We start from the raw sequence: 14254 nt of genomic DNA, 5'->3' as shown, positions 1-14254 counted from the left end.
AACCGGGCCGTCCGGGTACCCCGTCCCGCCGGGACGGGAGAAACGGTTGTGCCTGGTGTGTTCTACCCGCTGAAGGCGCGGCCGACGCCTCCTCCGGCCGGGCCCGCCGCCCCCTAGGATGGTCGCCATGGAGGAGGAACTGAGCGGAGACCGGGGCACCTGGTGGGCGGACGGGGCCGGTCCCGGTTCGGCTCCGGGAGGAGGGTCCCGCACCTGTGCGGGGCGCCCGGTGGTTTCTCGCCCCCCTGGGAGGCGGTGCGCGAGGTCGGGTTCGACCGGGGCGACCGCGAACACGGGTGGTGCCTGCGCCCGGCCGGGGGCGTCGACCCCTGCGCGCAGGCCGCCGCGGGGGGCGTCCGACACCACGCCCCCGGTGCTCACCGGCCCCGACAACGGGGAACCCCTCGCCGAGTGCTTCTCCGACAGGCTCCGTTCGTGGGCCGAACCGTCCCCGGGGCGGCGGCCGCGAACCCGATCCGCGCACGGTACGCCTCGGGCTGGTCGCCCCTACGCCCCTCAAGACGCGCACGGCCGAGTTCGACGCGACCCGGGCGCGGATCGGATCTGAACCCCCCGTACAGCCGCCGGGACCCGCCCGGAACCACACCCAGGACAGGAGAGGTGGCACGCCTTGCGCACTCCGTACCCGCCCATCGAGCCCTACGAGACGGGGATGCTCGACGTCGGCGACGGCGACAGCGTCTACTGGGAGCTCAGCGGCAACCCCGAGGGCAAGCCGGTGGTCTTCCTCCACGGCGGTCCCGGCGGCGGCTGCACCCCGGCCCACCGGCGGCTGTTCGATCCCGAGCGGTACCGCATCCTACTGTTCGACCAGCGCAACTGCGGGCGGTCCACGCCCCACGCGAGCGCGATGGACACCGACCTGTCCGCGAACACCACGTGGGCACTGGTGGCCGACATCGAACGTCTGCGCGCGATGGTCGGCGTGGAGCGCTGGCAGGTGTTCGGTGGCTCCTGGGGAAGCTGCCTGGCCCTGGCCTATGCCCAGCGGCACCCCGAACGGGTCACCGAACTCGTCCTGCGCGGCGTCTTCACCCTGCGTGAGAAGGAGCTGCGCTGGTTCTACCAGCACGGCGCCTCCATGATGTTCCCCGACCTGTGGGAGTCCTACCTCGCTCCCATTCCCGAGGAGGAGCGGGGCGACCTCATCGCCGCCTACGCGCGCCGTCTGGGCGACCCCGACCGCGGGGTTCGGCTGGCCGCCGCCCGGGCGTGGAGCGTGTGGGAGGGGTCGACGGTCACCTTGCTGCCGGACGAGGGCATCCGGTCCCAGCACGCCGGAGAGGACTACGCGCTCGCCTTCGCCCGGATCGAGAACCACTACTTCTCCCACCGGGGCTTCCTCGAACCGGATCAGCTCATCGACGGCGCCGGGCGTCTGCGGGACATCCCCGGCGTGATCGTGCAGGGCCGCTACGACGTGTGTACCCCGGTCCAGACCGCCTACGAGCTGCACCGGGCCTGGCCGGAGGCGGAGTTCCACATCGTCGGCGACGCCGGTCACGCCTACTCTGAACCGGGCATCCTGGACCGGCTCATCGAGGCGACCGACCGCTTCGCCGGGAAGTAGGGGCCGCCACGGCCCTGCGCCCGGGCCTCAGCGGGCGCCGCCGACGGCGGCCAGGGCCTCTTCCCAGGGGGTGGGCCGCTCCAGCAGGGGGCGGTAACGCATGGTGCGCGGGGTGGAGCGCAGCCCCAGGATCCCGGTGAGGAGGCCGCCGCGGCCTAGGAAGGCGACGAACTTGCGGTCCTCGGGGCGGCCGTGCACGAACGCGGCCCGGTCGGCGGGCGCCCCCTGGCCCAGCAACTGGACCTTCATGCCGTACTGGTCCGACCAGAAGTAGGGCACTGGGGCGAAGGGCGTGCGCCCCTCGCCCGCGAGGAGGTTGCGCGCCGCGGCCTCGGCCTGCTCACTGGCGTTGGTCCAGTGCTCCAAACGGAGGCGGCCCCCGTAGCGGGGGTGCGGCCAATTGGCCAGGTCTCCCGCTGCGTAGACGTTCGGCACCGACGCGGCCGCGTACTCGTCGCAGGCCACCGATCCGTCGGCGAGCAGGTCCACGCCGGAGCCGCGCAGCCACTCCGTGTTCAGGTGCACGCCCATCCCGGCGACCACGAGCGAGGCCTCGATGGCGGTGCCGTCGGCCAGTCGGACGCGCTCGACCCGCCGGTGGCCCTCGAACCCGGTCACGCCGGTGCCCAGTCGCACGTCCACGCCGTTCTCGCGGTGCAGGTCGGTGAGGATCCGGCCGATCCGCGGATCGACCACCCGGGTCAGCGGTGTGGCCGCCGCCTCGACCAGGGTCACCTCCATGCCCACGGCGCGGGCGCTGGCCGCCACCTCCGCGCCGACGAACCCGGCGCCCACGACCACGGCGTGCCCGCCGGGGGCGAGGGCCGCCCGCACGGCCTCGGCGTCGTCGAGGGTGCGTAGGACGTGGACGCCGTCGAGGTCGGTGTCCGGCCGCCGGGCCCGGGCGCCGCTGGCCACGATGAGCCCGTCGTAGCCCACTTCCTCGGCGGTGCCGCCGGTGCCGGTCACGGTGACCCGGCGCCTTCGCGTGTCGAGCCCGGTGGCCCGGGCGCCCAGGCGCAGGTCCAGGCCGAGGGCGTCCACGGCGGCGTCGTCGCGCAGCCGCAGGGCGCGGTGCCCGGCCAGAGGGGCGGGGCCGTCCTCGGCGGTGCCCATGCCGACCCCGGTCAGTGCCTCCTTGGACAGCGGCGGGCGCGAGTAGGGGCGGTGGGGCTCGTCGCCGATCAGGGTGATCCGCCCGTCGAAGCCGTTCTCGCGCAGGGCCTCGGCCGCGTGGAGGCCCGCCATTCCGGCGCCGACGATGACGATGTCGTTGAGGGTGTGCCGCACGTGTCGTGGTGCCCTTTCCGGGGGTCGCGTCGGTGGTTCACAGGGGGCGGACCGCGCCGACGGGCGCTCCGCCCCCGTGGACGCGGGCGCGCAGCCTGTCACGGACGGGGGAGACGTCCGCGCCGACGGTACGCAGGGCGTCGAGGGCGACCAGGGCGCGTGCCCGCCCCTCGGCGTCGCCGTCGCTGATCTTGACGGCGGCGGCCTCCCCGGTGGGGGCGACGAGGACCTGGACGCCCTCGGCCCCGATCTTGGCCACCATACCGGGCATGAGGGTCATGAGTTCGGTGTCGGTCCGGTCGGTACCCGCCACGTCTCCGGGGTGGGCGCTCATGGCGTCGACCACGCGCCGCTGCGGGGTGCCCTCGGGCGAGGAGCGCATGCGCCACAGGCCGCGGGCGAGTCCGGCCAGGGAGAGAGCGAACTGGGGTGCGCCGCAGCCGTCCACGGCGGTGTGCGCGACAGGTTCGCCGGCCATCTCCTCGGTGGTCTCGCGCACGAGGACCTGGAGGGGGTGTCCGGGGGAGGTGTAGGTGTCGGTGTCCCATCCCCGCGCCCTACACGCCGCGAGCATGCCCGCGTGCTTGCCGGAGCAGTTCATGAGCAGGCGGTGGGGGGCGCGGCCCGCGCGCAGGAACGCCTCCCGTGCGGCCCGGCCCAGGGGGGCGTCCTCGGGGCAGTGCAGGGCGTCGGGGGTCAGGCCGGCCCGCTCCAGGATGCTCCGTGCCCTGTCCGCGTGGACGTCCTCGCCACTGTGGCTGCCTGCGGCGAGCGCCAGATCGGCCCCCTCCAGGGGCGCGCCCGCGCGCAGCATGGCCAGCGCCTGGAACGGCTTGGCCGCGGAGCGCGGGAACATCGGCTGGTGGACGGGGCCGCGGGCGTGGGCGATCCCACCCGTGGCGGAGAGCGCGACGACCGCTCCGTAGTGGACGCTCTCCCGCATTCCGGAGCGCGTCACCTCCGCGAGGGGCACGTATTCCGGGGGCGGGAGCGTGGGAACCTGGGGCATGCGGGCTCTCCTGCGTCTCGCACCGTTCGGGCGAGATATATGTCGGTCTTTTTGCGGGCATCGCAGAGAACGCCAATGAATAAGCTTTTCTTCCAATTATGTGATGTTGTTGACCACTTTGTAGGGTCTGCTCGGCGCTGCCGCCCCGGAGGATACGTCGCAGGTGCGCAGTAGTGTCGGTGCGGACGTGCGGCGACAAGGAAGAGGAAGCGGTGCTCGTGATGGGAACGCTGCGAAGGGGCGCGCTGACCCGCAGACGGGTCGGCCTGCGGGCGGCGGACCTGGAGTACGCGGTGCTCGACGTGGAGACCACCGGCCTGGACCCGCGCACGGGTGCCCGCGTGGTCGAGGTGGGTGTCGTCCGGGTCCGCGGCGACGGCACCCCGGTCGAGGAGTTCAGCACCCTGGTGGACCCGCGCACCGAGGTCCGGGGGCGCGAGTTCCACGGCATCGGCGACGGCGACACCGTCGGAGCGCCCACCGCGGCGCAGCTCGCGGCGAAGCTGGCCGAACTTTTCTCCGGGGCCGTGGTGGTCGGGCACAACCTGGACTTCGAGGAGCGCTTCCTGGCCTCGGAGTTCGTTCCCCAGGGCCTGCCTCGCGGCCAGTCCGGGCTGTGCACGCTGCGCACCCTGCGCTCCCAGCTCGATCTGGCGCGCTACTCGCTGGCCCGGGCCTCCCACGACCTCAGCGGTGACTGGCCGACCGGCCAGCACACGGCGCTGGGCGACGCCAGGGCCTGTGCCGGGCTTCTCGTGGAGTTGCTCGCCAACGCCCCCGGAACGCTGCACTACACCGGTCCGCCGCCCAAGGCCCTCACCCCCACCAGCCCCTCGGGCCCCGGGGGGCCGGTCCGCTGGAAGCCGCGCACGGGCGCGGCCCCTCAGGGGATGGGCCCGGTGCGGCCCTGGCGATCGGCCTGGCGCGCGGTGGAGCTGGACCCGCTGATGTGCGGAGGGGCCTTCGGCGCCCGGGAGCGGGCCGCCGCGCAGTCGGCCGCGCACCGGGACACGCGCCTGCGCGCGGGGCTGGCCACCGCGGCGGCCGTCACCGGTGCTCTGGCGGCGGCGACGGCGGTCGGCGGGCTGGTCGTGCGCAGGGCCTCCGGCAGGGGAGGACTCACCGGCCGGACAGGCTGAGGAAGAACGCCACGATGAGCGCGCTCCCGCCCACGGCGGTGCACAGGGCACGGCCCTGTTCGGTGAGGCGTGCGGGGCGCAGCCGCAGCCGCAGCCGGGGGCGGCCGGCGGTCGCGGTGGTACCCCGGGCGAGGACGGGCACCCTGTTGAACAGGGCGAGCGACACCAGCGGGATGCCGAGCAGGATGAGCACGAGGGACACGTGGGGGCCTTACGACGCGGTGGGGCGGATGCCTCGCTTGGGGGAGTGCGGTCCGATTCTCGCCGAAGGAGTTGACGTGTCGCGAATCGTCGTGCCCCGGTCCGGTCCGCCGGAGCGGTGCGCGGACCGGGCCTGATCTCCGCGTGTTCACGAAGGGCGGCACTGGGCTAGGTTCTGCTCCGGGCCGAGGAGGATCGTGTCGACGGTCGCGGTCGCCACCCCCAGGGCCCGCAGGACGAAGCGGGTGACCAGAGCGTGGGTCCCGTCCAGGTCGACCTGTCCGCTCACCAGGGGGATGCGCTGGGAGCCGACCATCGACAGGGTCAGGCGGGCGACCGCCTCCGGGGGCAGCGGGTCGAACTCGCCCGCGGCGGTGCCTTCCTCCAGGATCTCCGTGAGCAACTGCTGCATGGGGGCCACGTGCGCGGCGAGCGCCTTGTAGGCCTCAGGGCCGAGGCTGGCTCCGAGTTCGGCCGCGGGCGGATGGGGGTGGGCGGCGATGCCTTCGAGCTGGAGACGGACGAAGGCGGAGAGGCGGCGCGCCGCCGACACCCCGGAGGGGAGGCCGCGCCTGTACTGGTCGACGAAGGCCCCGCTGACCTCCTCGGTGAAGGCCAGGAGCAGCGCGGCCTTGTCCGGGAAGTAGTTGTACAGGGCGGTGCGGGTCATGCCCGCGGCGCTGGCCACGTGGGTCATGGAGAGGCGGTCGATCCCCTGGGTCCGCATCAGTTCGTCGACGGCCGCCATGATGCGCTCCCGTGTGCGGGCACGGTGCGCGGCGATGGTCGGTGCCGAGATCTTGGGCATCCCCCCATGGTGTCACGGGATCTGGGGGAGGACGCACGCCCCCGGGGCCGCTCCCTCACGCTCGGTGTGCTCCGCGCGTGGGGAGGCGGACGGGGGCGGCGGGCGCTCTCAGGGGCGGGCGGAGGGGCCGGGGGTGTGGACGCGCCCGAGGTCGGCGAGGACCTCGGTGTTGAGCCGGTAGGCCAGACGGGCCTCGCCGATGAGCCGCTCGGCTGCCTCGGGGGCCAGCTCCAGGGAGTCGAGCCGCGCGCGGTAGTCGGCGCGAAAGCGCGGCAGGCTGCCGAGTCCGTCGAAGACGTAGAAGGACAGGCCCGCACCGGTGAGCCCGTAGGCCTGTGCCACGACGCGGCGGATGAACTGCCCGCCGGAGACGTCGCCCATGTAGCGGGTGTAGTGGTGTGCGACGAATCCCTCGGGGCTGTCGGCCATCCGTTGGAGGCGCGCCACATAGGTGCGTGTGGCCGGGGTGGGGGAGACGCGGTCGCGCCAGTCGGGGCCCACCAGGTGCTCCAGGTCGGCGACGAGCGCGGGGACCCGCAGGAGGGCGGGATAGGAGAAGCGCCCCGCGACGGGGTCGTCGGCCAGCGCGCGGCCTGCCTCCTCCAGGGCGGCGTAGGCGAAGTAGTGCTGGGCGACCATCGCGGTGTACCCGTCGAGGGGGAGGGTGCCGTCGAGGAGGGCCTGGGTGAAGCCGTGGTACTCGGCCGATTCGTGGTCGCTCCAGGTGGCGGTCTTGAGCCGTTGGGAGAAGGGTGTGTCGGCGTCCGCCGCGGTGGGGGGTGCCGTCGGGCTCATCGGTGCTGTCCGCCTTCTGGTCGATTATTTTATGACATGATGTCATTTAGATCCCGAGTCGTGTCAAGGGGTGGCGGTGCCGCCGGAAGGGCGCGCCGGCGGTGTCGTATATCACATCGCGGGGGTGGGGGTGGTCGGGAACCCGCTCCTGACACGGGGGACGCGGGACGGCGCGCACGTCCTTCACGCCTCCGCCGGGCGCGGCGGGGACGGCCCGCGCACCGCGCGGCCGTCGGTGGGAACGGATGCCCCTGGTCACCCACGCTGGTCAAGAGGTCGCCACGGCGTTTATCGTTTTGGGTGTCGCGCGGTCCGCACCACCAGGAGGCACCGAGGCGTCCGCCCGGCGTCACCAGACGCGTCGGCGTACCCCCGCGGACCCGCAGACCCAAGCGATGAGTGGCTAGAGAACAGGACGCGATCCCGTGACGGTGATCGGTGAGGGGGCGGGTGGCACCACCCCCCTGCACGGCTCCGCCGTATCCGGCGGCGCCGTCCTTGGCAACGGCACCACTCCGACCCACCGTGTGGAGGCTCCCGTCGAATCCGTTGACATCCTCCTCGTCGAGGACGACCCGGGCGATGCCCTCATCGCGGAGGAGTTGCTCGCCGACACCCCGCTCACGGCCCGTATCACCTGGGCGTCCACCCTCGCCGAGGCGCGCGGCCACCTGAAGGGCTTCCAGGGCTGCGTCCTGCTCGACCTCAACCTGCCCGACGCCGCCGGCCTGGACCTGCTGCGCGAGGTGCTCCAGAGTGCGCCCTCGGCCGCGGTCGTGGTCCTCACCGGCCTCGACGACGAGGAGGAGGGGCTGGCCGCGGTCGCCGCCGGCGCCCAGGACTACCTCGTCAAGGGCCAGGTCGACGGCTCGCTCCTCGGCCGGAGCCTGCGCTACTCGCTGGAGCGGCGCCGCGCCGACGACAACGCCCGGCAGCTCCACGAGGCCCGGATCCGCGCCCACGAGAACATGCGGCTCGAACGCGGACTGCTGCCCCAGGTGCTGCTGGGCAGGTCCCCGCTGAACCACCGCGCCTACTACCGCCCGGGCCGCAAGCGCGCCCTGGTCGGCGGCGACTTCTACGACGCCGTTGAGAAGAACGGGACCACCCACATCGTCATCGGCGACGTCAGCGGGCACGGCCCGGACGAGGCCGCCCTCGGCGTGAGCCTGCGCATCGCCTGGCGCACCCTGGTCATGAGCGGGGTCGAGGAGCACCTGGTCCTGCCCAACCTGGAGGAGGTCCTGGTCAGCGAGCGCGCGCGGGAGGAGATGTACGCGACCCTGTGCATGGCCAGCCTGGACACCGGATCGGAGAGCGTGCGCATCCGCGTGCTGGGACACCCGCCGCCCATGGTCGTCCGGGACGGCTCGGTCCTGGAGACACGGTCCGTGCCCCAGCCACCGCTCGGCGTGCTGCCCGTCGAACAGACCGACGTGGACGAGGTCGCACTGCCCGCGGGCGCCACCATGCTCTTCTACACCGACGGGCTCGTGGACGCCTACGACGCCGGGGGGCCCGAGCGTCTGGAGGTCGCCGGTCTGCGCGCCATGGTCGCCGGGCTCCTCGACCACGGTGTGCCGCTGTCCCGCCTGCCCGAGTATCTGGTGGACGAGGCCGAGCGCAGCAACGGCGGGCCCCTGCAGGACGACGTGGCGATGCTGCTCATCGAGCACGCCGGGAACGAGGAGGAGCAGTGAGCCGCTCCGAGGACACGGCGGCGGAGGCCGGCGGCGGACAGGCGCCGAGAGCGGTCCCGGTCGGGAGCGGGGCCTCCTTCGTGGAGGGGGTCGTGCCCGAGCCGCCGCGTCCGCGCAGCTCCTGGAGCCTGCGCCGACGGGTCACCAGCCTGCTGGCAGTGGTAGCGGTCGTCCTCGTCACCGCGGTGTCGGTGATCAGCCTGGCCGCGTTCAACGCACGCGACTCGCTCAACCTCCAGGTCGACTCGCTCACCCCCGCGGTCACCGCCGTCGAGCAGACCCGCTCGTCCTACCTGGCCCAGGACCACGCGCTGCTCAGCTACGTGGTCAGCCAGGACCGCGAACTCCTGGAGCCCTACCTGGAGAACAAGGTGACGCTCCTGGACAACCGCGCCGAGCTCACCCGTCTGGCCGAGGAGTACCCCATCGTCAAGGACGGGGTCGAGGAGCTGCTCAGCGCGGGGCAGAGGTGGACGGACGACTACGCCGAACCGGTCCTGGAACAGGTCAGCAACGGGGAGACCCCCTCGGAGGAGGAGATGCAGCGCGGCCGTGTGCTCTTCCTGGAGCTGAGCCGGGCCAGCGACTCCGTCGCCCAGCAGCTCCAGGGCGACATCCTCGACGCGCGCAGTGGCCTGACCATGGCCACGCAGCAGGTCGTCGCCCTGCTGGTGCTCATCGGGCTGGTCGTGGTTTTCCTGTCGGTGTTCCTGTGGGTGATGCTCCAGCAGTGGATGCTGCGGCCCCTGGAGGAGCTCGCCTGGCACATGCGGCAGGTCTCCGAGGGCTACTACACGCACCGCATCACCCTCCAGGGGCCGCCCGAGATCGTCCGCCTGGGCAGGGACGTGGACGCCATGCGCGAACGCATCGTCCACGATCTGGACGAGGTGGGCTCCGCACGCCGCAAGCTCCAGGAGCAGTCCGCCCTCCTGGAGGCCCAGACCGAGGAGCTGCGTCGCTCCAACCTCGAGCTCGAACAGTTCGCCTACGTCGCCTCCCACGACCTCCAGGAGCCGCTGCGCAAGGTGGCGAGCTTCTGCCAGCTTCTCCAGCGCCGCTACCAGGGCCAACTGGACGAGCGGGCGGACTCCTACATCGATTTCGCGGTCGAGGGCGCCAAGCGCATGCAGACCCTCATCAACGACCTCCTCGCCTTCTCCCGGGTCGGCCGGACCAGGAACTTCGCGCCCGTGGACCTGGACACGGCGCTCCGGGACGCCCTCAGCAGCCTGTCCACCAGGCTGGAGGAGGACGACGCACGGGTCACCAGCGACCCGCTGCCGACGATCCAAGGCGACCGCACCCTGCTCACCCAGGTGTTCTTCAACCTCGTCGGCAACGCCGTGAAGTTTCGGGCCGAGGAGGACCCGCGTGTCCGCATCAGCGCACGCAGACAGGGGGACGAGTGGGTCTTCTGCTGCGCGGACAACGGCATCGGGATCGAACCGCAGTACGCCGAGCGCGTCTTCGTGATCTTCCAGCGGCTGCACACGCGCGACAAGTACACCGGAACCGGTATCGGTCTGGCGATGTGCAAGAAAATCGTGGAGTTCCACGGTGGCCGCATCTGGCTGGACACCGGTGACGGCGGCGGCGCCCCTGTCTCCGGAGGCGGCGGAACGCGCATATGCTGGTCGTTGCCCGCGGACCCCGACGACGAGGACGCGGCGTCCGCCGCGGGGGCCGAGGGCGCCGAACGCGGGGGCGAGGACGCACCGGAGGCCGGGTCCGCCGACCCGGTCCCCGCTGCCACGGGTGACAGGGGTCTGCAAGCGTGAGTGAGGTCAGGTTGGCGCATCCCATCGAGGTGCTGCTGGTCGAGGACGATCCGGGGGACGTCCTGATGACCAAGGAGGCGTTCGAGGAACACGATCTGGGCAACCGCCTGCACGTGGTCTCCGACGGTGTGCAGGCGCTGCGGTTCCTGCGCCGCGAGGGGGAGTACGCCGACGCGCCCCGGCCGCACCTGATCCTGCTCGACCTCAACCTGCCCCGAAAGGACGGCCGCGAGGTCTTGGAGGAGGTCAAGGCCGACGACGCGCTCGCGCACATCCCCATCGTCGTGCTCACCACCTCCGAGGCCGAGGAGGACGTGCTGCGCAGCTACCGGCTGCACGCCAACGCCTACGTGCCCAAGCCCGTGGACTTCGAGCAGTTCATCAAGGTGGTCCGGCAGATCGACGACTTCTTCGTCACCGTGGTGCGCCTGCCCGAGCAGTAGGGCCCGCGCCGCGGGAAAAACCGCCGACAGCGGATGCCGGGCATGTGGGCTGTGCGCTTTTTCGTTTACGGTAAGGGGTATGAGCTTGCCGGAACCGCGCGATCCCTCCAGTCCCTACCGGATCGCCCTCGTCTGCCTGGGCAACATCTGCCGCTCGCCCATGGCGGAGAAGGTCCTGGCCGCCGACCTGGAGCGTGCGGGGCTGGGCACCCTTGTCCGGGTGGACAGCTTCGGCACCGGACACTGGCACGTGGGCGAGGGGATGGACCCGCGCGCCGCCTCCACCCTGCGTGTGCACGGCTACCTCACCGGCCACACGGCCCGGCAGGTCACCCCCGGTGAACTCGCCCTGCGGGACCTGGTCCTGGCCATGGACCTGGACAACCTGGAGGAACTGCACCGGTCCGCCGGAGAGCACGGCCTCGACGCCTCCCGGCTGCGCCTGTTCCGCTCCTTCGCTCCCGGGGTCGGAGCCCGACCGGAGGTCCCCGATCCCTACTACGGCGGTGACGACGGCTTCACCGCGGTCCTCACCATGGTGGAGGCCGCCGCCAAGGGGCTCACCGGGGAACTCGTCACCCGACTGCGCGGATAGCCCCGGTGGACCAGGACCCGCCCGCCCGCGCTTGGGACGGCCCCGCAGGGGACCCAGGCCACCTGGACGCACGGCTCACCGCGCTGCTGGGTCGCGAGGTCCGCCGCACGGCCCGGGCCGGGACCAGCCATGACTGGGAGATCTCCTACGCCGAACTCGCCGACGGGACCCGCCTGTTCGTCAAGTCCCTGCCGCGCGGAGCCCCGGCCAGCGGTGTGCTGGCGGCGGAGGCGCGGGGGCTCCACTGGCTCGGCCACGGCCTCGGCTCGCCCGCCATCGGTGTCACGGCCTGGGACGAGCGCACCCTGGTCCTGCCCTGGATCAGGCAGGAGGAGCCCTCCCCGTCCGCCGCCGAGCACTTCGGCCGCCGCCTGGCGGGCATGCACCTGGCGGGTACGGACCGCTTCGGGGCGGACTGGGCCGGCTACGTCGGGCCGCTGCCCCTGGACAACACCCCCTCCGACGACTGGCCGTGCTTCTACGCTGAGCAGCGGCTGCGCCCCTACCTGCGCCGGGCCGTGGACCAGGGGGCGCTGACCCCCTCCGACGCGCGCACCGTCGAACGGGTCGTCGACGCCGTCCCCGGACTGGCGGGCTGGGCCGAACCGCCCGCACGCGTCCACGGCGACCTGTGGAGCGGCAACGTGCTCTGGCGTGCCGACGACGCGGTGCTGGTGGACCCCGCCGCGCACGGCGGCCACCGGGAGGCCGACCTGGCCATGCTCGCCCTGTTCGGCCTGCCCCACCTGGACCGGGTCAGGGACGCCTACAACGAGGTGGCACCGCTGGCGGACGGCTGGCGGTCGCGGGTGGCGCTCCACCAGCTCCACCCGCTCCTGGTGCACGTGTGCCTGTTCGGGGCGGCCTACCGGACCACCGCTCTGGAGGCCGCCCGCGCGGCCCTGTCCGGAGGCTGACCCGCCTGACGGCCGCGCGGCCCTCTCACCCTTTGACGCCGCCCGCGAGCAGGCCCCGTACGAAGTAGCGCTGGAGCAGGAAGAACACCGCCAGCGGCACGATCATCGAGACGAACGCCCCCGCGGTCAGCCGGTGCCAGGCCTCGCCGCGCGTCCCGGCCAGTTCGGCCAGCCGGACGGTCAGCGGAGCGGTCCCGCCGTCGCCCCCGGTGAAGATCAGCGCCACCAACAGGTCGTTCCACACCCACAGGAACTGGAAGATCCCCAGGGAGACGAGGGCCGGCACGATGAGGGGCAGGACGATCCTCGTGAAGATCCTCCCGTGGCCCGCCCCGTCTACCCTGGCAGCCTCGAACAGCGACTTCGGTAGCTGCGAGACGAAGTTGTGCAGCAGGAAGACGGCCAGCGGCAGCCCGAAGACCGTGTGCGCCACCCACACGTTGGTGAAGGCCATGGCACCCGTCAGCTCCCAGGCGGGCAGGACCTGCACGCCGCCGACGGAGACGCCCTGAGAGAAGAACCGCAGCAGCGGCACCAGCGACATCTGGAGTGGGACGATCTGGAGGGCGAAGATCCCCAGGAAGATCCAGTCCCGGCCGCGGAAGTCGATCCAGGACAGGGCGTAGGCGGCGAGCGCCCCCACTCCCAGCACGAACACCGTCGAGGGCAGGGTGATCACGACGGAGTTGACGAAGTAGCCGATGAGCTGTCCGTCGCTGGCGCTGCCGAACAGGACGTCCCGGTAGTTGTCCAGGGTCACCTGGGGCGAGGAGAAGAACGTCCACCACCCGGTGGTACGGATCTGTTCGGCGGGCCGCAGCGAGGAGACGAACAGTCCGGCGGTGGGGATCGTCCACAGCACGGCGATCGCCAGTGCCGCCAGGCTCGCCGCCGAGCCGCTCAGCCTGCGGCGCACGCGGGAGGCGGCCCCTTCCCGCGCCCTCGGTGCGGGCCCTTCGGTGGCCTCGGCGGCGGGGGCCGTCTGAGTGGTCGTCATACCAGTTCCCTCGACTTGCGGTTGCGGCGGATCTGCACGATGACCAGGGGGATGACCAGGACGAACAGGAACACCGCGAGGGCGGAGCCCTGGCCCACCTGTCCCTGCTGGAACGCCTGGCTGTACATTTCGTTGGCGATCACGCTGGTCCCGTAGTTGCCGCCGGTCATGGTGCGGACGATGTCGAACACCTTCAGCGTCTGCACGGTGATGGTGATGAGCACGACCAGCAGCGTCGGCCACACGGCGGGCAGAGTGATCCGGGTGAACAGGTGCCAGGCGCCCGCGCCGTCGATGCGGGCGGCCTCGGTGATCTCGGCGGGGATCGCCTTGATGGCGGCGGAGAGCACGACCATCGCGAAACCGGCCTGTACCCAGATCAGCACCAGGATCAGCAGGAAGGTGTTGAGCGGCTGTTCGAGCAGCCACAGGCGCGGTTCTCCGCCGAGCCAGACCACGACCTGGTTGAACAGCCCGTACTGCTCCTGGTCGGCGGGACGGTAGGCGAAGACGAACCGCCAGATGATGCTCGCCCCGACGAGGGAGATCGCCATCGGCATGAACACCAGCGACTTGGCGACCGATTCGAACCGCGACCGGTCGATCAGGACGGCGTAGAGCAGGCCGACGGCCGTGGCGAGCACGGGGGCGAACAGCACCCACAACAGGGTGTTGCGCAGGACGAGCAGGATCTCCGGACGCTGGAACATCCACAGGTAGTTGGCCAGCCCCACGAACTCGGTGCCCGAGCGGTCGTAGAGGGACAGCGTGGTCGTGCGCAGCATCGGGTAGACGAGACCGCCGAGGAGGAGGACCAGGGCCGGGGCGAGGAAGAGGAACGCCTGCCAGCGGTCGCGCCGGGTGCGCGGCAGATCCATCACGGTGAGCATCAGGCCGATGACGGCCAGGAAGGCGGCGATCCCGATGAGCATCCACACGATCTTGGGAAGCTCGTTCAGGAACGAGTAGTCCATGGAGACCTCTTGTC

General features: G+C 72.1%; 14 protein-coding genes. 7 read left to right on the top strand and 7 right to left on the bottom strand.

The annotated features are described in order from the left end of the window. Positions 1 to 631 precede the first annotated feature (631 nt). Positions 632 to 1591 carry a prolyl aminopeptidase gene (gene pip, locus B042_RS0106165; protein ID WP_028647542.1) on the top strand — a complete coding sequence of 320 codons (960 nt, stop codon included), beginning with the start codon at positions 632 to 634 and terminating at the stop codon, positions 1589 to 1591. Between the two features lie 27 nt (positions 1592 to 1618). Here the strand turns inward: pip and B042_RS0106160 are convergent, their stop codons facing one another. Together B042_RS0106160 and B042_RS0106155 are read right to left on the bottom strand one after the other, a co-directional pair. Beyond that, positions 1619 to 2881: an NAD(P)/FAD-dependent oxidoreductase gene (locus B042_RS0106160; protein WP_028647541.1), complete on the bottom strand. Its 1263-nt coding sequence runs from the start codon at positions 2879 to 2881 to the stop codon at positions 1619 to 1621. A gap of 37 nt (positions 2882 to 2918) precedes the next feature. Further along, positions 2919 to 3890: an asparaginase gene (locus tag B042_RS0106155; RefSeq protein WP_028647540.1), complete on the bottom strand. Its 972-nt coding sequence runs from the start codon at positions 3888 to 3890 to the stop codon at positions 2919 to 2921. 221 nt (positions 3891 to 4111) lie between these two features. Here B042_RS0106155 and B042_RS0106150 point away from each other — a divergent pair, with 221 nt between their 5' ends. Continuing rightward, positions 4112 to 5029 carry a PolC-type DNA polymerase III gene (locus B042_RS0106150; protein WP_028647539.1) on the top strand — a complete coding sequence of 306 codons (918 nt, stop codon included), beginning with the start codon at positions 4112 to 4114 and terminating at the stop codon, positions 5027 to 5029. On the opposite strand, the gene B042_RS0106145 is transcribed toward B042_RS0106150, so the two are convergent. From B042_RS0106145 to B042_RS0106135, 3 genes are all read right to left on the bottom strand, one after another. Beyond that, positions 5010 to 5231, bottom strand: coding sequence for a hypothetical protein (locus tag B042_RS0106145; RefSeq protein WP_028647538.1), 222 nt, complete (start codon positions 5229 to 5231; stop codon positions 5010 to 5012). The two genes, B042_RS0106150 and B042_RS0106145, sit on opposite strands and share 20 nt — an antisense overlap. 147 nt (positions 5232 to 5378) lie before the next feature. After that, positions 5379 to 6038 (bottom strand): TetR/AcrR family transcriptional regulator, encoded by a 660-nt coding sequence (locus tag B042_RS0106140; RefSeq protein WP_028647537.1) that lies wholly within the window; start codon positions 6036 to 6038, stop codon positions 5379 to 5381. A 108-nt stretch (positions 6039 to 6146) separates the two neighbouring features. Continuing rightward, the gene (locus B042_RS0106135) at positions 6147 to 6833 is read right to left on the bottom strand and encodes a heme oxygenase (biliverdin-producing) (protein ID WP_028647536.1); all 687 of its coding nucleotides are present in this window, start codon (positions 6831 to 6833) and stop codon (positions 6147 to 6149) included. 425 nt (positions 6834 to 7258) lie between these two features. Here B042_RS0106135 and B042_RS0106130 point away from each other — a divergent pair, with 425 nt between their 5' ends. From B042_RS0106130 to B042_RS0106110, 5 genes are all read left to right on the top strand, one after another. Beyond that, a complete protein-coding gene (locus B042_RS0106130) occupies positions 7259 to 8533 on the top strand; it encodes a fused response regulator/phosphatase (RefSeq protein WP_028647535.1) in 1275 nt (424 codons plus the stop codon). After that, positions 8530 to 10314 carry an ATP-binding protein gene (locus B042_RS22110; RefSeq protein ID WP_051415501.1) on the top strand — a complete coding sequence of 595 codons (1785 nt, stop codon included), beginning with the start codon at positions 8530 to 8532 and terminating at the stop codon, positions 10312 to 10314. Before B042_RS0106130 ends, B042_RS22110 begins: the two co-directional genes overlap by 4 nt. A gap of 29 nt (positions 10315 to 10343) precedes the next feature. Beyond that, positions 10344 to 10757, top strand: coding sequence for a response regulator (locus B042_RS0106120; protein ID WP_036554122.1), 414 nt, complete (start codon positions 10344 to 10346; stop codon positions 10755 to 10757). Between the two features lie 79 nt (positions 10758 to 10836). Further along, complete coding sequence (locus B042_RS0106115) at positions 10837 to 11352, top strand: low molecular weight protein-tyrosine-phosphatase (RefSeq protein ID WP_028647533.1); 516 nt, start codon at positions 10837 to 10839, stop codon at positions 11350 to 11352. 5 nt (positions 11353 to 11357) lie between these two features. Further along, entirely contained in the window at positions 11358 to 12269 is a 912-nt protein-coding gene (locus B042_RS0106110; protein ID WP_028647532.1) for a fructosamine kinase family protein, read from the top strand. 25 nt (positions 12270 to 12294) lie between these two features. Here the strand turns inward: B042_RS0106110 and B042_RS0106105 are convergent, their stop codons facing one another. Together B042_RS0106105 and B042_RS0106100 are read right to left on the bottom strand one after the other, a co-directional pair. After that, on the bottom strand, positions 12295 to 13266 hold the full coding sequence (locus tag B042_RS0106105) for a carbohydrate ABC transporter permease (RefSeq protein ID WP_028647531.1): 972 nt from the start codon (positions 13264 to 13266) through the stop codon (positions 12295 to 12297). After that, the gene (locus B042_RS0106100) at positions 13263 to 14240 is read right to left on the bottom strand and encodes a carbohydrate ABC transporter permease (RefSeq protein ID WP_028647530.1); all 978 of its coding nucleotides are present in this window, start codon (positions 14238 to 14240) and stop codon (positions 13263 to 13265) included. Before B042_RS0106100 ends, B042_RS0106105 begins: the two co-directional genes overlap by 4 nt. Positions 14241 to 14254: the final 14 nt, after the last annotated feature.

Source organism: Nocardiopsis sp. CNT312, assembly GCF_000515115.1.
Taxonomy (GTDB): Bacteria; Actinomycetota; Actinomycetes; order Streptosporangiales; family Streptosporangiaceae; genus Nocardiopsis.
This window is presented reverse-complemented; position numbering and strand designations above follow the sequence as displayed.